This window comes from Streptomyces sp. NPDC085524 (assembly GCF_044541755.1).
Classification (GTDB): domain Bacteria; phylum Actinomycetota; class Actinomycetes; order Streptomycetales; family Streptomycetaceae; genus Streptomyces.
Genome location: NZ_JBITTH010000004.1, coordinates 365,063 through 383,798, shown reverse-complemented (window position 1 = coordinate 383,798; position 18,736 = coordinate 365,063). Strand labels below are relative to the sequence as shown.

Here is an 18,736-nt window from a genome sequence, read left to right as displayed (position 1 = left end):
CGTTTTTGGGTCCGTTTTTTTTTGCCCCCCCCGGTGTGGGGTTTTGGCGGGGGGGGGTTCCCGCACGCCAAACGGGGGTGGTCGGCTTTTTCCGCCCCCCCCCCCCCCCCCGCGAGAAAGCCGGGAGCCCCGGCCCACGCGGCATGCGCGGGGGCCGGGGCTCCGGGGTCGGGCGGATCGAGCGGGTCAGCCCTGTGTGAAGTAGCCGAGCAGGTCGGTGATCACGTGGTTGCTTCCGCCCCAGCTGTTGAAGACGCTCACCTTGCCGTCGCCGACCGGGGTCATGACGTGGTTCGGGACGGTCAGGCCGGGAAGGGTGTTGAGGCTGCTCGCCTCCGGACGGGCCGAGCCGAAGCCGTACGCGGTCAGGTAGCCGGCACCGGTGGTCTCGGTGGCCGTCAGGTTCAGCACCGCGCCGATCGCGCCCGCCGGGAGACCGGAAACCGTGGTCGTCGCGCCCGGAGCGAGCTTGCCGGTGGTGCGGGTGTCCGCGAGGCGCCTGGGCGCGGCCGGGGTGAAGAGGGCCTTGCTCCCGTCACCGCCGTAGTAGCCCACCGCGTCCACGATCAGGTGCGTGGAACCGGCGTTGTTGTACAGCGTGATCGTCCCGTTCGGGCCGACCGGAAGGACGGCCTGGTTGGACTTGTCCTTGCCCGGCTCCGGGTTCAGGTTCGAGGCCACCGGCCGCTTCGCCGGGTCCGGGTAGGCGATGACGTAGGTGTCCGACGTCGCCGCCGTGCTCGTCAGGTTCACCGCGACGGCCTTGGCGTCCACCGGGATGCCGTTCACACCGGCGACCTTGACCGTACGGGTGGAGCCTCCGGCCAGCGCGCCGCCCGCGGTACGGGTGTCGGCGAGCCGGGTCGGAGCGACCGGGCTGAACTTCTCGCCGGCGTTCGGCTGGTAGTAGCCCACGAAGTCCACGATCATCGCGGCCTGGCCGGCGTTGAGCCGCATCCACACCCAGCCGTGCTCGTCGACGGGGACGGTCACCGTGTTCGAGGTGGTTCCGCCCTTGCGGACGTTGACATTCGACGTCGCCGGACGGTCCTCGCGGGTCGGCGAGACACTGAGGTGCGTGTCCTGCGTGGCCTCGGTGAGGGTCACGTTGAGGACCACCGCGGACATCCCGGCCGCGGTCGAGTACCCCGTCTTGAGGTCCAGCGGCATGGCGACGACGGTGGGTTCGCCGCCCTTCAGGAAGCCGCCCCAGGTGCGGGTGTCCTGCACGCGGTAGGGGGTGACGGCGACGTAGCCGGACGGCGCGTAGTCCACCCGCACCGTCCGGGTGGTCGTGGCGGTGCCGCCCTTGGTGTCGACGAGCTTGACCGTCGCCTTGTAGTCGCCCGGCCTTTCGTAGGTGTGCTGGGCGCTGGTCGTACCCTCGTAGCCCTGGTACCAGCCTTCGCCGAAGTCCACCTCCATGCGTGCCACCGGCCACTGCGTCACCGACGAAGAGGCGTCGAAGGCGTAGGTCAGCGGGGCGACGTGCGCCTCCGTGTCACCCGCGGGCGGCAGGACCTGCGTGGCAGTGAAGGCCGCCGTGCCCGGGCCGGCCGGGGCCGCCTTGACCGGCTTCTCGGTCGAGGCCTTCTCGCCGGCGGGGTTGACGGCCGTCACCTTGACGACGTAGTCGCCCGGCTTGGTGTAGGTGTGCTTGGCAATGCCGTTGTCGCCGACGCCCCGCGGAGCGTCGACCGGGGCCGATCCGTCACCGAAGTCGACCTTGTAGGTGATCGAGGTGGGCCAGCGGCTGTTCGAGGCGGCCTGCACCGCCACCTCGGTCCCGACCGGCGCGTGGGGCTGGTCGACGATCAGCGAGACACTGCTCAGCCAGTCCTGGAGCTCGGTGGCACCGCGGTCGAGGTACCCGCCGTTCTTCCCGGTGTTGGGAACGAGCGGATCGTCCACCATCGCCTTGCCGGAGAAGTCGGTGAGCAGTACGCCCGGCGCCGTCGCGTCGGCGGAGTCGACGGAGAGGGAGCCTTCGTAGCCGCTGACCTTGTCGGCCGACTCGGCCGAGACGTCGTGCGCGCCCTGACCGGTGGCGGCCTGGAACGCCTTCACGTCCTTGTACGTCACACCGGACCAGCTGTAGGGCGCCGGATAGAGCTTGGGATCGGCGCCGACCGCGTTGTAGTCGGCGAGGGTGCCGGCCGCCGCGCTCTTCGACACCAGGACGGCGTTCCGCGCATCGGGAACGGGGCAGTTCCCGGGGTCGCCACCGGTGATGAGCACGTTGTTGTACAGGCCCGAAGCGGTCGAACCCCCGGTGACCGAGACGGTCGCCGCGCAGTGACCGGTGAGCGTGTTGTTGGTGATGACGGTGCCGGGCGCGTCCACCGCGGCGATCGCCGGGCCGAAGGTGCCCGAGATCTGGTTGCGGCTGAACACGGTGTTGCGGGAACCGCCGTCGACCCGGACTCCGATCAGCGAGGCCCGGCTGACACGCACGTCCGAGCTTCCCTCGCCGATCGCCAGCGAGTCGAGGCTGCCGTTGCGGCTGTAGACCTGGTCCAGCACCACATCGGAGGAGCCCTTGATCTGGAGGCCGCTGCGGGTGATCAGCTTGTTCAGCACGACGTGGGAGGCACCGCTGACGGTCAGCGCCCTGCCGTTGGCCAGCTGTACGTATGCATTGGCGTTCGGCTGCGCGTCGGCCACGAAGCCGATCGGCTTGTTCGGCTCGCCGGAGCGGGTGATGGTGACGGCCTCGTCGTACATCCGGCCCGGCCTGATCCGCACGGTCTGCCCCGGCGCCACGACCTTCGCCGCGGCCGAGATCGTGCAGTACGGGACGGCCTGCGTACCGGCTCCGGTGTCGGAGCAGTTCGAGCCGTCCTGGTTGTTCACGTAGAGGTCGGCGGGAGCCCCGGCAGCGGCCGCAGCGCCGGCCGGAGCACCGAGAAGAGTGACGAGACCCGCGGTCAGCAGGGCCGTCGCACGAGTGGGACGCACCAGGAGGGTTTCCTTCGCGAAGAGAAGACGTGGAGACACGAAGGACCCTGTGGCGCCGCACGACTGGTAGACCTTCTGTTCCCCCAGCGACAGTCGGGCGCACGCGACCCCCCGCGTACTCGATCATCATCCACTGTCCGAAAGTCGATGTCACCCAGATAGCCCTGCGGGCCCTACGGCATCTGCGCCCGCACCGCCTCCCACGCGTCCACCACCCCCGCCAGCGGATCCGCGTCCGCCAGATGCGGGCGTACGAGGACCAGCCACGGGATCAGGAACTTGATGCGTCGCAGGTGCAGGATCTCCGCGGCCGGCAGGTCCCGCCAGATCCGGCCCCGGGCGGCGGCCTCGGCGGGGGTCAGGTCGATCAGGGCGAGGAGCTCCCGGCACAGCTGCGCCGGGTCGCCCCCGCGTTCGGGGCCCGGGCCGAAGGTGCGGATCAGGTAGCCGCGCACGTACGCCACCTCGGGGGCCCTGACGAGGTCGCCGGTCCCCTCGGCCCGGGCGCAGCGGTACACCGCGGCCAGCGCCACCCGGCCCCAGCGCAGCCGGATCCCGTCCGCCAGCCCCTCGTCCTGCATGCGCGAGCCGGCCATGACGCGCAGGGCCCGCGGTGCGGGTTCGTCGAGCAGCGGCGGGTCGGTGGCCAGCCAGGCCTCCAGGTCGGCGAGCGCGTGCCCGTCGGGCGGTACGGAGGTCAGCACCTGGCCGCGGCTGAGCAGCGCGACCACGGCCCCCGTGAGGCGGACCTTCGCGGTGTGCCCGGCGTCGAAGGAGCCGACGGCCCGCCCGTGCCGCTCTATCCCGCGCAGCCAGAGCCTCAGCTCCCCGACTGCGAAGACCTGCCCGGCCCGCGCGACCCCGCCGACGCAGCGGACGACGCACACCCCTCCCGTGACGTCGGCCTCCTCGACGGAGTACACCTGCAGTTCGGCGAATGGCACCCCGGCCCCCCTTTCCGGTCGGAGGCTACCGGGCGCGCCTCAAGCCCCGGAGGGCTCCTCCAGGACGAGGCGGATCTCCGTGACCTCGTACCCCGCGCGGTCGAAGGCGGCGGCCATCGGGGCGTTGACCGTGTCCGTGGTCGCGGTGATCCGCTCGGCGCCCTCGGCCGCGTGGAAGCGGGTGATCTCGGCCAGGATCTCGTCGATCAGGCCCCGGCCGCGCTGCTCCGGTACGACGCCGAGGTAGCCGACGTTGCGGTGGTACGGGGTGGCCGAGGGGATGGCCATGCCCGCCAGGGTGCCGTCCGGGAGGTCGGCCAGCCGCCACCAGGAGCGCTCGCCGGGGCAGTCGAGGTAGAACTCGACGTCCTCGCGGGCCAGCTGCTCCGCGTCCATCGACCGCAGCTCGGCCTGCGTGTGCAGGTCGAGGCTGCCCGAGGACAGCCGGGCGAAGGCGTCCAGGAACTCCTCGTCGGTGCCCTCCCGGAAGACGAGCCGGCCGGTGGGCGGGGTGGTCCCGGCCGCCGGGGTCCACTCGTAGCGCAGCCGCTCGATCTCGCTCGTCAGACCGGCCTCGTACGCGGCCTCCGTGCGCCAGGCGACCGCCGCGGCCAGCTCCGGGTCGGTGCGCCAGCCGCGGGGCAGCGACATGTTGTAGACCGGCAGGTTCCCGAAGGCTGCGTGCCCGGCGGCGAGCAGGCCGGCGGCGACGGCGGCCGGGTCGGCCACCGAGGAGCGGACCTGGAGGCAGTCGAGGGCGACGGGCCGCTCGCTGTCGGCGCGCCCCCACCACAGGGCGCGGGCCAGGACCTCTCCGTCCTCGTCCTCGGCGAACCAGATCCACTCGGCGCGGAACCGGTTCCCGGCGAGCTCCTCACGGATCCTGTCGGCGGTCAGGGCGGCGACGGGGCCGTCGGCCGGGTAGGCCAGGGCGCGGTCGATGTCTGCGGGGTCTGCGGTGGCAGCGCGGAAGAACATCCGGCGATGATCACACGGTCACACCACCGCGAACGATCGATTTCCCTTCCCGGCGCAGCACGCCGACGGCCGGCCCCCCAGGAGGGGGACCGGCCGTCGGCTGGTGTTCCGTGCGCCCTGCTACGCCCAGGTGACCAGGCGGCGGGGGTGCTCCAGGACCGCCGCGATGTCGGCGAGGAACTTGGAGCCGAGTTCGCCGTCGATGAGGCGGTGGTCGAACGACAGGGCCAGGGTGGTGACCTGGCGCGGCTTCACCTTGCCCTTGTGGACCCACGGCTGGAGCTTGATCGCGCCGACCGCGAGGATCGCGGACTCGCCGGGGTTCAGGATGGGCGTACCGGTGTCGACGCCGAAGACGCCGACGTTGGTGATGGTGATGGTGCCGTTCTGCATGTCGGCCGGGGAGGTCTTGCCGTCGCGGGCCGTGGCGACCAGCGAGGACAGGGACTCCGAGAGCTCGCCGAGCGTCTTGGCGTGGGCGTCCTTGATGTTGGGGACGATCAGCCCGCGGGGGGTGGCCGCCGCGATGCCCAGGTTGACGTAGTGCTTGAGCACGATCTCCTGGGCCGCCTCGTCCCAGGACGCGTTGACGTCCGGGTTGCGGCGGATGGCCACCAGGACGGCCTTGGCGATCAGGAGCAGCGGGTTGATCCGCAGCCCCGCGAGGTCCGGGTCGTCCTTGAGCTCCTGGACCAGCTTCATCGTGCGGGTCACGTCGAAGGTGACGAACTCGGTGACGTGCGGCGCGGTGAAGGCCGAGGCGACCATGGCCTGGGCGCTGACCTTGCGGACGCCCTTGACCGGGATACGGGTCTCCCGCGCGCCCGGCTCGGCCACCGGGGCGGCCTGGGACGCGGCCGGAGCCGGAACCGGGGCCGCTGCGGACACCGGCGCGGCGGCCGGTGCGGCCTGCGGGGCGAGCGCCGCGGCGGCGGCCGCGTGGACGTCCTCGCGGGTCACGACCCCGCCGTCACCGGTGGGGACGACGGAGGCCAGGTCGATGCCGAGGTCCTTGGCCAGCTTGCGCACGGGCGGCTTGGCCAGCGGACGCTCGCCGGCCGGCTGCGCCGGGACCGCGGGGAGCACCGGGGCGGCCGGAGCAGCGGCCGGAGCGGCCGCCGGGGCCGTGCCGTTCTGCGCGGGCGCACCCGCCACCGCCTTGCGCGGGCGGCGCTTGGTGGAGGCGGTGGAGACGCCGTAGCCGACCAGGACGGGCTGGCGCGCCTCGGCGGCCGGCTCCTCCACGGCGGGCTCGGCGGCGGCCGGAGCGGCCACCGCGGCCGGGGCCTCGGCAGCGTCGCCGCCCTCCGTCTGCACCGAGATGATCACCTGGCCGACGTCGACGGTGACGCCCTCCTCGAAGAGGAGCGCGTGCACGACGCCGTCGAACGGGATCGGCAGCTCGACGGCAGCCTTCGCCGTCTCGACCTCGCAGACGACCTGCCCGTCGGTGACGGTGTCACCCGGCTGGACGTACCACTTGAGGATCTCGGCCTCGGTGAGGCCCTCGCCCACGTCGGGCATCTTGAATTCGCGGATGGTCATGAACGTGGCTCCTCAGTACGCCAGCGAGCGGTCGACGGCGTCGAGCACCCTGTCCAGGCCCGGCAGGTACTCGTCCTCCAGACGGGCCGGCGGGTAGGGGGCGTGGAAACCGCCCACGCGCAGCACCGGCGCCTCCAGGTGGTAGAAGCACCGCTCCGTGATGCGGGCGGCGATCTCCGAGCCCACGCCCAGGAACACCGGGGCCTCGTGGACGACGACCAGCCGACGGGTCTTCTCGACCGACGCCTGGATCCCGTCGAAGTCCACCGGGGACATCGAGCGCAGGTCCACGACCTCGACGGACTTGCCCTCCTCGGCCGCGGCGGCCGCCGCCTCCAGGCAGACCTTCACCATCGGGCCGTAGGCCGCCAGGGTGACGTCAGAGCCCTCGCGCGCCACGCGCGCCTTGTGCAGCTCGTACGGGATGGCCTCGGTGTCGACCTCGCCCTTGTCCCAGTAGCGGCGCTTCGGCTCGAAGAAGATCACCGGGTCGTCGCTGAGGATCGCCTGCTGGAGCATCCAGTACGCGTCCGACGCGTTCGACGGGGAGACCACCTTGAGGCCCGGAACATGCGCGAAGAGCGCCTCCGGGGACTCGCTGTGGTGCTCGACCGCGCCGATGCCGCCCGCGTAGGGGATGCGCACGACGACCGGCATCTTGATCTTGCCGAGCGCACGGGCGTGCATCTTCGCGAGCTGCGTGACGATCTGGTCGTACGCGGGGAAGACGAACCCGTCGAACTGGATCTCCACGACCGGCCGGTAGCCGCGCAGGGCCAGGCCGATCGCGGTGCCGACGATGCCCGACTCGGCGAGCGGGGTGTCGATGACCCGCTCCTCGCCGAAGTCCTTCTGCAGACCGTCGGTGATCCGGAAGACACCGCCCAGCTTGCCGACGTCCTCACCCATGATCAGGACCTTCGGGTCCTGCTCCAGGGCCTTGCGCAGCGACTCGTTGAGCGCCTTCGCGATCGACATCTTCTCGACAGCCATCAGTGACCCTCCTCGAAGGACGCGAGGTAGGCGGCGAACTGGGCGCGCTCCTCGTCGACGAGCGCGTGCCCGTCCGCGTAGACGTTCTCGAAGATCGCCATGGTGTCGGGGTCGGGCATGGCGCGCACGACCTCGCGCACGCGCTTGCCCAGGGTCTCGCTCTCGGCTTCCAGCTCCTCGAAGAACGCCTCGTCGGCGCCCCCGGAGGCCAGCAGGTGGGCCTTCAGGCGCAGGATCGGGTCCTTGGCCTCCCAGGCCACCGTCTCCTCGTCCCGCCGGTACTTCGTCGGGTCGTCGGAGGTGGTGTGCGCGCCCATGCGGTACGTGAACGCCTCGACCAGGGTCGGGCCCTCGCCGCGGCGGGCCCGGTCCAGCGCCCAGCGGGTGACCGCGAGGCACGCGAGGACGTCGTTGCCGTCGACGCGGACGCCCGGGAAACCGAAGCCCGAGGCGCGCTGGTAGAGCGGGACGCGCATCTGGCGCTCGGTGGGCTCGGAGATCGCCCACTGGTTGTTCTGGCAGAAGAACACCACGGGCGAGTTGTAGACGGCGGAGAAGTTGAAGGCCTCCATCACGTCGCCCTGGCTGGAGGCGCCGTCGCCGAAGTAGGCGATGACCGCGGAGTCCGCGCCGTCCTTGGCCACACCCATCGCGTAACCGGTCGCGTGCAGCGTCTGCGAGCCGATGACGATCGTGTACAGGTGGAAGTTGTTGGTGTTCGGGTCCCAGCCGCCGTGGTTCACGCCGCGGAACATGCCGAGGAGGTTGGTCGGGTCGACGCCCCGGCACCAGGCCACACCGTGCTCGCGGTAGGTCGGGAAGACGTAGTCGTCGCCGCGGAGCGCCCGGCCGGAGCCGATCTGCGCGGCCTCCTGGCCGAGGAGCGAGGCCCACAGGCCCAGTTCGCCCTGACGCTGGAGTGCGGTCGCCTCACCGTCGAAACGGCGGGTGAGCACCATGTCGCGGTACAGCCCGCGCAGGTCCTCGGTGGTGATGTCGGCGACGAAGGAGGCGAACTCGGCGTTCGCCGCGTCGTCGACGCGAACCCCTTCGGGCGTCAGCAGCTGTACGAGCTGAGGTTCAGCGTCCTGCGTCTGCGCGGTGGCAGCGGCGGGCTTCGCGGCGCTTGCCGCGCCTGCCGCCCGCTTGGTGCCGCTGCTGCGTCGCGGCTTGCGCGCGGCAGTGCTCTCCACGGTCACTTGGTGCTCCTCCGTCGGTCCGGCACCCGGGTTCTCCGGGGTCCAGTGCGGCTCACCTGGATCCGTACCAGCGCACGGGGTGGGTGCGCGTCGTGTACGGCATCAAGGCGTGACAGGTGCCCCGGCGAGTGCCCTGCGCAATGCACGTTACCCAGTGCGCCGCATAACTGCGAAACCCCGTTTGACCTGCGTTTTTGCTTGGATTTCCAAGTAAATCCGCAGAGGCGGGAACAACCACTGGTCACAGCCTTGCAGGGGCCGGGAACAACGGCACGTTATCCCGGGTAACTCCGGCAGGGAAGGGGTGAGTGTGTGAAACTGACTTCGTGCGCGAAGACGGAAAAATCAAGGTATTCCTCCTGGACGACCACGAAGTGGTACGTCGGGGCGTCCACGAGCTGTTGTCGGTCGAAGAGGACATCGAGATCGTCGGTGAAGCCGGTACGGCGGCCGACGCCCTGGTCCGCATCCCGGCCACCCGTCCGGACGTGGCCGTGCTCGACGTACGCCTGCCCGACGGCAGCGGTGTGGAGGTGTGCCGCGAGGTGCGCTCCCAGAACGAGGACATCAAGTGCCTGATGCTGACCTCGTTCGCCGACGACGAGGCACTGTTCGACGCGATCATGGCCGGTGCCTCGGGTTACGTCCTGAAGGCGATCCGCGGCAACGAGCTGCTCAGCGCCGTACGGGACGTGGCGGCCGGCAAGTCCCTGCTGGACCCGGTGGCCACCGCCCGGGTGCTGGAGCGGCTGCGCGACGGCAAGAACGGCAAGGGCGACGACCGGCTGGCCAACCTCACCGACCAGGAGCGGAAGATCCTCGACCTCATCGGCGAGGGCCTGACCAACCGCGTGATCGGCGAGCGGCTGCACCTGGCCGAGAAGACGATCAAGAACTACGTGTCCAGCCTGCTCTCCAAGCTGGGCATGGAGCGCCGCTCCCAGGCCGCGGCCTACGTGGCCCGCCTCCAGGCCGAGAAGCGGAACTGACCCCTCGGCCGGACACGCGGGGTGACGCCCCGCGGCCGCGTCACCCGTCGCATCGGGTGGTCGCGGCACGGGGCGGACCGTTCGCTTGCGGACCGTTCGCTTGCGGACCGTTCCATTCGGGACCAACGTCCCCGGTCATCGGGGCGGCCTCCTCTTCCCGGCACGCTGTCGGTACCCGAGAGTGGGGGCATGTCACCGGAGGAACTCCACGCCATCGAACTGCTGCGCCAGGTGCCGTACGGCCGGGTCGCCACCAGCATGCGCGCGCTGCCCTTCCTCGCCCTCGCCCGCCACATCGTGGTGGACGGCAAGGTCGTCCTGAGAATGCACGCCGGCTTCGGCTACCACCAGGCGTGCAACGGCAGCGTGGTGGCCTATGGGGCGGACAACTTCAATTCCCGGGACCCCGAACTGTGGTCGGTCCAGTTCACCGGAACGGCCGAGATCGTCGAGCCGACGACCGGCGAACTGGAACTCTTCGGACCGGGTCCGCATTTCGTGGACGGAGCGGTCTTCGACCCCGTCCACATGCGCATCGAACCCCAGTTCGTCAGCGTGCACTCGCTCGCCGGGAATCCGGACCGCGCATACCAGCACGCCCTCTGACGCGCCGCTGACCCGGTCCCCGGTTCCTCCGCTGCCCTATTCCGCCTCGTTCAGGTTGCCGGGGCCGGCGCCCTCGCTCTTCGACGCCGAAGGCGACGGGGAGGAGGTGCTCTTCGACGCCGTGGGCGTCGGCGAGGTGCTCTTGGACTCCGACGGGGACGGCGAGGCCGACGCCGACGGGGTGGCCGACGGGGTGAAGCTCGGCGTCCGGCTGCGGCTCGGGGCGGCCGAGGACTCGTTGAACGAGGGGGTGTTCTCCGGAGACTGCTGCGACGGCGTGTCCGCCGACGCCCCGGGCTGGCTCTGCTGCCCGCCGGGAGTGCTCTGCTGGGTGACCGGCGGGTTCCCGCCGCTCTTCTTGGTCACGTTGGTGACGGCGTAGGCCACGCCGCCCGCGATCGCGATGATCGCGAGCACTGCGAAGAGCCACATCTTCCAGCGGCTGCCGCCGCGGTGGTCGTCGTAGCCGTCGTACCCCCCGCGCCCCGACACGCCGGGACCGCCGCCGGGGAAGGCGGAGCCGTCGTCCGGGTTCAGCCCCGGCACCATCGGCTGCTGGAACTGCGAGGTCATGGCGTTCGCGGCGTAGGCGGGCTGGCCGCCCGTACCGCCCACGGGCATGGCCGTGGTCCGGTCCGCGCCGCGGCCGTGCGGCAGGGCCATGGTGACCGGGCCGGTGTTCCAGGTGCCGGTGCCCGGCCCCTGGTCGTGCAGCATCTGGAGCGCGTACTGGACCAGCCCGCGCATCTCCTCGGCGCTCTGGAACCGGTCGTCCGGGTCCTTGGCGAGGGAGCGCATCACCAGACCGTCGAGCTCCGGCGGGATGCTGTGGCCCTCCGGCAGCTGCGAGGGCGGCACCGGGGCGTCCTGCACGTGCTGGTAGACCACCGACAGCGGGGTCTCGCCGGTGAAGGGGGGCCGCAGCGCGAGGAGTTCGTAGAGCAGGCAGCCGGTCGCGTACAGGTCGGAGCGGTGGTCCACGGCCTTGCCCAGGGCCTGTTCCGGCGACAGGTACTGCGGGGTGCCCATGACCATGCCGGTCTGGGTCATCGTCGACTGGGCGCCGTGCAGGGCGCGGGCGATGCCGAAGTCCATCACCTTGACCGCGCCCGCGTCCGTGATGATGACGTTCGCCGGCTTGATGTCGCGGTGCACGATGCCGTGCTGGTGCGAGTACGCGAGCGCCTCGAGCACGCCCGAGACGATGATGAGCGCCTGCTCGGGGCCCGGGGCCTCGGCGCTGAGCAGCAGGTCGCGGATGGTGCGGCCCTCGACCAGCTCCATCACGATGTACGGGACGGTGTTCGGGCCGACCCGGTCCTCGCCCGAGTCGTACACGGCGACGACGGCGTGGTGGTTGAGTCCGGCGACGGACTGCGCCTCGCGCGTGAAGCGGGCCTTGGAGACGGGGTCCTCGGCCAGGTCGGCGCGGAGCAGCTTGACGGCGACGGTGCGGCCCAGGCGCACGTCCTCGGCGGCGAACACCTCGGCCATGCCGCCGCGGCCGAGCCGGTGCGTCAGCCGGTAACGGCCGTCTCCCACCAGGCCGCCTGCGCCCCAGTGCTCAGGACCATCGGTCATCCCGGCGCCGTTTCCCTCGGGTTCGGGTGCCATCAGTCCTCGCCGTCGTCTCTCTTGGCCGCTGCTGGGCGGTAGTCCTCTTCTTTGGTGCTCCGATGAACGCTACAGCCTCCGGCCCGGTCACCGTTCGGACAAGACGTCCTGTGGCAGGCCGGTCACAGAACGGGCCACTGGCTTGACTGGTGCTTGCCCTCCGGCAGACTGGGCCCGACACAGGCAGCTCGAGGGGAAGCAACAGTCATGAGCCAGGACGGCACTCAGGGCCGGTACGCAGGCGGTTCCCTGGCCCGTGGCCGTTACCAGCTACGGGATTTGCTCGGCGAGGGCGGCATGGCCGCGGTGTACCTCGCGTACGACACGGCGCTCGACCGCCAGGTCGCCATCAAGACCCTGCACACGGAGCTGGGACGCGAACAGTCCTTCCGCGAGCGGTTCCGCCGCGAGGCCCAGGCTGTAGCGAAACTGTCGCACACGAACATCGTCTCGGTCTTCGACACCGGTGAGGACGAGTTCGAGGGCTCGCTCATGCCGTACATCGTGATGGAGTACGTGGAGGGGCAGCCGCTCGGCTCCGTCCTCCAGGCGGACATCGCGCAGTACGGGGCGATGCCGGCGGAGAAGGCCCTGAAGGTGACGGCCGACGTACTGGCCGCCCTGGAGACCAGCCACGACATGGGGCTCGTCCACCGCGACATCAAGCCCGGCAACGTGATGATGACCAAGCGCGGCGTGGTCAAGGTGATGGACTTCGGCATCGCCCGTGCCATGCAGTCGGGGGTCACCTCGATGACGCAGACCGGCATGGTCGTCGGCACCCCGCAGTACCTGTCGCCGGAGCAGGCGCTGGGGCGGCAGGTCGACGCCCGCTCCGACCTGTACTCGGTCGGCATCATGCTGTTCCAGCTGCTGACCGGGCGGATCCCGTTCGACGCGGACTCGCCGCTGGCCATCGCGTACGCCCACGTGCAGGAGGAGCCGGTCGCTCCGTCCTCCATCAACCGCTCGGTGACCCCGGCGATGGACGCCCTGGTGGCGCGCTCGCTGAAGAAGAACCCGAACGAGCGCTTCCCCTCCGCCGCGGCCATGGCGGACGAGATCGCCCGCGTGCTGTCCGCCGGGCAGACCGGGGCTCCGGTCATCGTCCAGGGCCTCGGGCCCACGAACAGCGGCGCGGGCGTCGGCTCGGCCGTGTTCCCGCCGGTGGACTCCGGCTTCCAGGCCCCGCCGCAGTCGGTTCAGCAGCCGTACCAGGCGCCGCAGACGGCGTCCTCCCCGTACGGGCCGCCCACGCCGGCTCCGCAGCCCCAGGTGCACACGCAGGGCGGCTACGCCTACCCGCACACGCCGCCGCCGCAGCAGTACTCGGCGCCGACCCCGCCGCCGTACACGATCTCCCCCGCGTCCTCGCAGACGTCGGGCTCGGGCGGCGGCGCGGGCGGCAAGAAGAACATGCCGGTGGTCGTGGGCGCGATCGCGGTGGCGATGCTGGCGATCGGCGGCCTGATCGCGGTGATCGTCAACGGGGACGACGAAAAGGACGCCAAGAACGTCGCGTCGCAGGGCGGCTCGAGCGCCCCCGCGTCCGCGCCCTCCGCCAAGCCCAGCACCAAGGGGCCGGACCCCTCGCGCACGATCGACCCGAAGCTGTGCAAGGAACCGGTGAAGCACTACAGCGAGGCCGGCAAGTACTCGGCGCCCGACCTGCGGTACAAGGACCTGAAGTCCGTGAAGGAGTGCATCCAGGCCTCGGGCGGCAAGTACACGATCGTCCCCAAGGACGAGGCCATCTACGGCAAGGACCAGGTGCTCGACCAGTCCCCGCGCCCCGGGGACAAGATCGCGAAGGAAGGCACGGAGTACACGCTGACCGTGTCGACGGGCATCCCGGAGTAGCCCTCGCGCAGGTGACACTGCTCCACCCCGGCATCCCGGGCACCCCTTTGGGGCGCCCGGGATGCCGCTTTTGTCCCCTTGTGTAAATCTGAGCGCAACGCATGTCGCCGCACGATCTGCACGCTCGGTCTGCGCGCTCGGGACGGGAGGGGCACCCCGTGATCCAAGGCTTCCGCCCGGCCCAGTGGCTGGCCTGCGCCGCCCTGGCCGCCGCCGCGCTCGCGCCCACCGCCCCCGCGTACGCCTGGCCCCTCTCCCCGGCCCCGCGCACCGCCCCCGCGACCGGCCCCGCGGACGACGACCCCCTCGAGGAGCTGGCCGGCTCCGCGGCCGGAGCCGGGCGGGAGCGGCCCGGCAGACCGGTCGGCGAGCCCGCCGACCCGGAGCTGACGGTGGCCTCCCGCCCCCTGCCGGTCCGCCCCCGGACCGAGCCCCAGCCGCCGCCCAAGCCGCCGCCACCGGCCGCGGCGACCCCGCCCGCCCCGGCCAGGGCGCTGGGCACCGAACCGAACGAGCGGGCCGCCGATCTGGCCGCGCACATACTGCCGCTCGGAACCGGGTTCGCCCTGATGGGACTGGGTCTGGGCTACCTCGGAGTGCGGCTGCGCCGGAGCGCCTGAAGGCCCGGGACCACGACCCGGGGTGGTTGCCCTGCGTGAACATACTCGGTATACATACCGAGTATGTCGATCCGTCACGGCCTGCTCGCCCTGCTCGAACGGGGCCCCAGGTACGGCTCCCAGCTGCGCACCGAGTTCGAATCCCGCACCGGCTCCACCTGGCCGCTCAACGTCGGGCAGGTGTACACCACCCTCGCCCGCCTCGAACGCGACGGGCTCGTCGCGCCCGACGGCGAGGACTCCGCCGGGCACACGCTCTACGCCATCACGGACACCGGCCGCACCGAACTGCGCGAGTGGTACGAGCGGCCCGTGGACCGCGCCAACCCGCCCCGTGACGAGCTGTCCATCAAGCTCGCCATGGCCGTGGGCGCCCCCGGCGTGGACATCCGCGCCATCATCCAGTCCCAGCGGCACGCAACGATCAGGGCGATGCAGGACTACACCCGGCTCAAGGCCACCGCGCTCGCCGCGATCGAGAGCGGACAGACCCGCGAACGCGACGACGTGGCCTGGCTGCTCGTCCTGGAACAGCTGATCTTCCAGACCGAGGCCGAGGCCCGCTGGCTGGACCACTGCGAAGCCCGGCTGGTCCGGCTCTCCCTGCCGGCCGACCGGAGAGCCGCACAGCCCGGACCCCACCAGGCCGAACCGCCCCACGCCGAACCACCCCGCGCCGCCGGCGGGGACGCTGCAACCGCGTCCCCGTCCCCGGCCACGGCCCCGACCGCACGGCCCCGTACCGCCCGCGCGCGGCGAGGCTGAACCACCGTTCCAGGGGGGACCCTTCATGTCCGAACAGCACCAGTCCCGGCAACCCGTACTCCAGTTGGACCGGCTCGTACGCACCCACGGCAGCGGCACCACCGAGGTGCACGCCCTGCGCGGCATCGACCTGTCCGTCCACCCGGGCGAACTCGTCGCCGTCATGGGCCCGTCCGGCTCCGGTAAGTCCACGCTGCTCACCCTCGCGGGCGGCCTCGACACCCCGACCAGCGGCCGAGTGATCGTCGAAGGCACCGACATCACCACCGCGAGCCGCAAGCAACTGGCCGCCCTGCGCCGCCGCAGCATCGGCTACGTCTTCCAGGACTACAACCTGATCCCGGCGCTCACCGCCGCGGAGAACGTGGCCCTGCCCCGCGAACTCGACGGCGTCTCCGCCCGCAAGGCCCGCGTCTCCGCGCTCGCCGCGCTGGAGGAGATGGGCCTCGGCTCACTCGCCGACCGCTTCCCCGACGAGATGTCCGGCGGCCAGCAGCAGCGCGTGGCCATCGCCCGCGCCCTGGTCGGCGACCGCCGCCTCGTCCTCGCCGACGAGCCCACCGGCGCCCTCGACTCCGAGACCGGCGAGTCCGTCCTGGCCCTGCTGCGCGCCCGCTGCGACGCGGGCGCGGCCGGGATCCTCGTCACGCACGAGCCCCGGTTCGCGGCCTGGGCCGACCGCGTGGTCTTCCTCCGCGACGGCAGCGTGATCGACGAGACCCTGCGCAGCGGGGCCGACTCCCTGCTCTCCGGGCGGGCGGCCGCCCAGTGACCTCCTCGCTCCAAGGCTGGTACCACTCCTGGATCGCGGCGCTGCGCATCGCCCGTCGCGACGCCTGGCGCGCCAAGGGCCGCAGCTCCCTCGTCCTCGCGATGCTCGCCCTGCCGATCGTGGGGGTGAGCGCGGCCGACTTCACGCTGCGCAGCGCCCAGCTCTCACCCGAACAGCAGGTCACCCGCCGGATCGGCGCCGCCGACGCCCGGGTGACCGCGGCGAACCTGGGCGTGCCCATCTACCAGAAGCCCGACGGCTCCAGCTACGCGCCCGTCGGCGGCTTCAAGGACTACATGGACGGCGGCTCGAGGCCCAAGGAGGACCAGCCGGGCCCGCCGTCCTCCGCCCTCCCGCCCGGCGCCCAGGCCGTCAAGGACTCCACGGCCTACGCCAAGGTCCGCACCACGCACGGACTGCTCGACACCCAGCTGCGCGAACTCGACACGAACAGCCCGCTGACGGCCGGCCTGATCACGGTCGACCGCGGCCGGCTGCCCGAGACCGCGGGCGAGGTGGTCGCCACGACCGCCTTCCTGAAGAACTCCGGCCTCTACGTGGGCTCCTCCGTCACCCCGCGCGGCGCAAGCTCCTCGTACAAGATCACGGGGGCGTACGAGCTGCCCGACGAGCTGAGCTCGTCCCAGCTCCTCGCCCCGCCCGGGACCCTGCTCACCCCGCTGGACAAGGCCCTCCAGGCCTCCGGAGCCCCCGGGGTCCACGCCGAGGACTCCTATCTGGTCGAGGTCGGCGGCGACGGTTTCACGTGGAACACCGTCAAGGCCGCCAACGCCAAGGGCCTGGTCGTCGTCTCCCGAGCCGTCACCCTGGACCCGCCCGCCGACTCCGAGGTGCCCCTGTACCAGCAGCAGCCGAAGGCGGAGTTCAGCTCCGGCATCTCGACCGTCGAGACGGCCATCCTGGCCACCGTCGTCGGCCTGGCCATGCTGGAGATCTGCCTGCTCGCCGGACCGGCCTTCGCGGTCGGCGCCCGGCGCTCGCGCCGCCAGCTGGGCCTGGTCGGCGCCAACGGCGGCGACCGCAGGCACATCCGCTCCATCGTGCTCTCCGGCGGCCTGGTCATCGGCGCCGTGGCCGCCGTCACCGGCACCGCCATCGGCCTGGCGCTCACCGTCGCGCTCCGGCCGGTGCTGGAGGAGTACATCGGCATCCGCTTCGGCGGCTTCGTACTGCGCCCGCTGGAGCTGGTCGGCATCGCCCTGCTCGCCGTGGTCACCGGGCTGCTGGCCGCGATCGTCCCGGCCGTCACCGCGTCCCGGCAGACCGTGCTGGCCTCGCTGACCGGCCGCCGCGGCGTCCGCCGCGCCAACCGGGTGCTGCCCGTCATCGGCCTCGTCGCCGTCGGCGGCGGCGCCGCCATCGCCCTGTACGGCACCGCCTCGGAGATGGGCCCCACGGTGGTGGCGGGCGGCAGCGCCCTCGCCGAGCTGGGCGTCGTCGCCCTCACCCCGCTCCTGGTCGGCATGTTCGGCCGGCTCGGGCGGTGGCTGCCGCTGTCGCCGCGGCTCGCGCTGCGCGACGCCGTGCGCAACCGGGGGCGTACGGCGCCCGCCGTGGCCGCCGTACTGGCCGCCGTCGCCGGAACCGTCGCGGTGGCCACGTACCAGCACAGCCAGGAAGTGCAGCACCGGGCCGAATACAGGGCCGATCTGCCGGGCGGCACCGGACTGTTGCAGACGACGGAGAACAGCGCCCACAAGGAGGTGCCCGCCCTGCGCGAGGCCCTCTCGAAGCAAATCCCGCTGACGCAGCGGGCGGACGTCGACCGCCTGGTCGTCGGTAAGCCGGGCTGCGACTCGTACTCCTCGGAGCCGGGCTGCGGCCGGGTCCAGATCATCGCGCCGAAGGAGCAGCGCTGCCCGCTCTTCGATGCACCGAACGGGCCCGCCTCCTTCACCCGGGAACAGGCCAAGGAGCTCCGCCGGGACTGGCGTTGTGCAGAGAACCGGCACGGAGCCCAGCACGAGGTCGTCGTCGCCGACGAGAAGCTGCTGTCCGTCCTCGCCGTGACCGATCCGGGATCGGTCGCCGCCCTCAGGGCCGGCCAGGCCGTCTCCTTCGACAAGCGCAACGTCAAGGACGGCAAGCTCGTCCTGCGGGTCATCACCGACCCGCAGGCCGCCGACGGCATCGTCAAGCCCGGCGAGGACCCGCCGGGCGAGGACAAGGTCCTCCCCGTCCACCAGGCGCCCGACAACGCCGAGGGCTGGGGCATCGAGGCGGTCCTGCCCGCGGCGGCCGTGAAGGCCACCGGGCTGTCCACCGCACCGTTCGGCTCCTATTTCGCCATCGACGGGCCGCCGAGCAGCGAGCAGAAGCAGAAGATCGCCGGGGAGATCGACCGGATGGGCGTGGACGCGTCCGTGCGCATCGAGGCGGGCTACCAGGGCGACGACAGCCTCGTCCTCCTCGCGCTCACCGTCTTCGCCGGCCTGGTCACCATCGGCGCGGCCGGCATCGCCACCGGGCTCGCCCAGGCCGACGCCGAGGCCGATCTGAAGACCCTTGCGGCAGTGGGCGCGGCGCCGCGGGTGCGGCGCACGCTCAGCGGCTTCCAGTGCGGGGTGGTCGCCCTGATGGGCGTGATCCTGGGCTCGGCGGCCGGAATCCTGCCCGCGGTCGGACTGCGGCTCACCGAGGAACGGCAGCTGCAGCGCCTCTACCAGTCCGGGATCGACATGGGCTACGCGTCGGGGGACGAAGTGCCGTACGTGCCGGTCGCGGTGCCGTGGGAAACCCTGGGCGGACTGCTGGTCCTGGTCCCGCTGGGCGCGGCGCTGCTGGCCGCGCTGGTCACCCGTTCCAACGGCGCGCTGGCCCGGCGGGCGGCCGGCTGATCTCGTGCCCCCGTACAGGGTGGATCACGCTCGTA

At 71.9% G+C, this 18,736-nt stretch carries 14 protein-coding genes; 7 read left to right on the top strand and 7 right to left on the bottom strand.

Annotated features, from left to right (window positions below):
* Window positions 1-186: 186 nt before the first annotated feature.
* The 6 genes from ACIGFK_RS08690 to pdhA all read right to left on the bottom strand — a co-directional run bounded on the left by ACIGFK_RS08690 (window position 187) and on the right by pdhA (window position 8,617).
* Window positions 187-2,958, bottom strand: coding sequence for a PKD domain-containing protein (locus ACIGFK_RS08690; RefSeq protein ID WP_400051031.1), 2,772 nt, complete (start codon window positions 2,956-2,958; stop codon window positions 187-189).
* Between the two features lie 173 nt (window positions 2,959-3,131).
* A complete protein-coding gene (locus ACIGFK_RS08685; RefSeq protein ID WP_400051030.1) occupies window positions 3,132-3,902 on the bottom strand; it encodes a hypothetical protein in 771 nt (256 codons plus the stop codon).
* 39 nt (window positions 3,903-3,941) lie between these two features.
* Window positions 3,942-4,880 (bottom strand): GNAT family N-acetyltransferase, encoded by a 939-nt coding sequence (locus tag ACIGFK_RS08680; RefSeq protein ID WP_376662275.1) that lies wholly within the window; start codon window positions 4,878-4,880, stop codon window positions 3,942-3,944.
* Window positions 4,881-5,000: 120 nt separating this feature from the next.
* The gene (locus ACIGFK_RS08675; protein WP_376658995.1) at window positions 5,001-6,425 is read right to left on the bottom strand and encodes a dihydrolipoamide acetyltransferase family protein; all 1,425 of its coding nucleotides are present in this window, start codon (window positions 6,423-6,425) and stop codon (window positions 5,001-5,003) included.
* Between the two features lie 12 nt (window positions 6,426-6,437).
* A complete protein-coding gene (locus ACIGFK_RS08670) occupies window positions 6,438-7,418 on the bottom strand; it encodes an alpha-ketoacid dehydrogenase subunit beta (protein ID WP_376658996.1) in 981 nt (326 codons plus the stop codon).
* Window positions 7,418-8,617, bottom strand: coding sequence for a pyruvate dehydrogenase (acetyl-transferring) E1 component subunit alpha (gene pdhA, locus ACIGFK_RS08665; protein WP_376658997.1), 1,200 nt, complete (start codon window positions 8,615-8,617; stop codon window positions 7,418-7,420). Before pdhA ends, ACIGFK_RS08670 begins: the two co-directional genes overlap by 1 nt.
* 326 nt (window positions 8,618-8,943) lie before the next feature.
* On the opposite strand from pdhA, the gene ACIGFK_RS08660 reads away from it, so the two are divergent.
* Together ACIGFK_RS08660 and ACIGFK_RS08655 are read left to right on the top strand one after the other, a co-directional pair.
* Window positions 8,944-9,606 (top strand): response regulator, encoded by a 663-nt coding sequence (locus ACIGFK_RS08660; protein ID WP_376658998.1) that lies wholly within the window; start codon window positions 8,944-8,946, stop codon window positions 9,604-9,606.
* Window positions 9,607-9,795: 189 nt separating this feature from the next.
* Window positions 9,796-10,212, top strand: coding sequence for a pyridoxamine 5'-phosphate oxidase family protein (locus tag ACIGFK_RS08655; protein WP_376658999.1), 417 nt, complete (start codon window positions 9,796-9,798; stop codon window positions 10,210-10,212).
* A 36-nt stretch (window positions 10,213-10,248) separates the two neighbouring features.
* On the opposite strand, the gene ACIGFK_RS08650 is transcribed toward ACIGFK_RS08655, so the two are convergent.
* Complete coding sequence (locus ACIGFK_RS08650) at window positions 10,249-11,793, bottom strand: protein kinase (RefSeq protein WP_386467888.1); 1,545 nt, start codon at window positions 11,791-11,793, stop codon at window positions 10,249-10,251.
* Between the two features lie 240 nt (window positions 11,794-12,033).
* On the opposite strand from ACIGFK_RS08650, the gene ACIGFK_RS08645 reads away from it, so the two are divergent.
* From ACIGFK_RS08645 to ACIGFK_RS08625, 5 genes are all read left to right on the top strand, one after another.
* Window positions 12,034-13,686: a protein kinase gene (locus ACIGFK_RS08645; protein WP_386467886.1), complete on the top strand. Its 1,653-nt coding sequence runs from the start codon at window positions 12,034-12,036 to the stop codon at window positions 13,684-13,686.
* Between the two features lie 158 nt (window positions 13,687-13,844).
* Window positions 13,845-14,306: a hypothetical protein gene (locus tag ACIGFK_RS08640; RefSeq protein ID WP_376659002.1), complete on the top strand. Its 462-nt coding sequence runs from the start codon at window positions 13,845-13,847 to the stop codon at window positions 14,304-14,306.
* Window positions 14,307-14,369: 63 nt separating this feature from the next.
* Complete coding sequence (locus tag ACIGFK_RS08635) at window positions 14,370-15,071, top strand: PadR family transcriptional regulator (RefSeq protein WP_376659003.1); 702 nt, start codon at window positions 14,370-14,372, stop codon at window positions 15,069-15,071.
* A 25-nt stretch (window positions 15,072-15,096) separates the two neighbouring features.
* On the top strand, window positions 15,097-15,843 hold the full coding sequence (locus tag ACIGFK_RS08630; protein ID WP_376659004.1) for an ABC transporter ATP-binding protein: 747 nt from the start codon (window positions 15,097-15,099) through the stop codon (window positions 15,841-15,843).
* Window positions 15,844-15,944: 101 nt separating this feature from the next.
* Entirely contained in the window at window positions 15,945-18,701 is a 2,757-nt protein-coding gene (locus ACIGFK_RS08625) for an FtsX-like permease family protein (RefSeq protein ID WP_400051043.1), read from the top strand.
* Window positions 18,702-18,736 lie beyond the last annotated feature (35 nt).

Coding starts and splice junctions, on each gene's coding strand:
- ACIGFK_RS08655 (WP_376658999.1), top strand. CDS start 9,796: ATGTCACCGGAGGAACTCCACGCCATCGAACTGCTGCGCCAGGTGCCG.
- ACIGFK_RS08680 (WP_376662275.1), bottom strand. CDS start 4,880: ATGTTCTTCCGCGCTGCCACCGCAGACCCCGCAGACATCGACCGCGCC.
- ACIGFK_RS08670 (WP_376658996.1), bottom strand. CDS start 7,418: ATGGCTGTCGAGAAGATGTCGATCGCGAAGGCGCTCAACGAGTCGCTG.
- ACIGFK_RS08625 (WP_400051043.1), top strand. CDS start 15,945: ATGCTCGCCCTGCCGATCGTGGGGGTGAGCGCGGCCGACTTCACGCTG.
- ACIGFK_RS08635 (WP_376659003.1), top strand. CDS start 14,370: ATGTCGATCCGTCACGGCCTGCTCGCCCTGCTCGAACGGGGCCCCAGG.
- ACIGFK_RS08630 (WP_376659004.1), top strand. CDS start 15,097: ATGTCCGAACAGCACCAGTCCCGGCAACCCGTACTCCAGTTGGACCGG.
- ACIGFK_RS08675 (WP_376658995.1), bottom strand. CDS start 6,425: ATGACCATCCGCGAATTCAAGATGCCCGACGTGGGCGAGGGCCTCACC.
- ACIGFK_RS08645 (WP_386467886.1), top strand. CDS start 12,034: ATGAGCCAGGACGGCACTCAGGGCCGGTACGCAGGCGGTTCCCTGGCC.
- ACIGFK_RS08650 (WP_386467888.1), bottom strand. CDS start 11,793: ATGACCGATGGTCCTGAGCACTGGGGCGCAGGCGGCCTGGTGGGAGAC.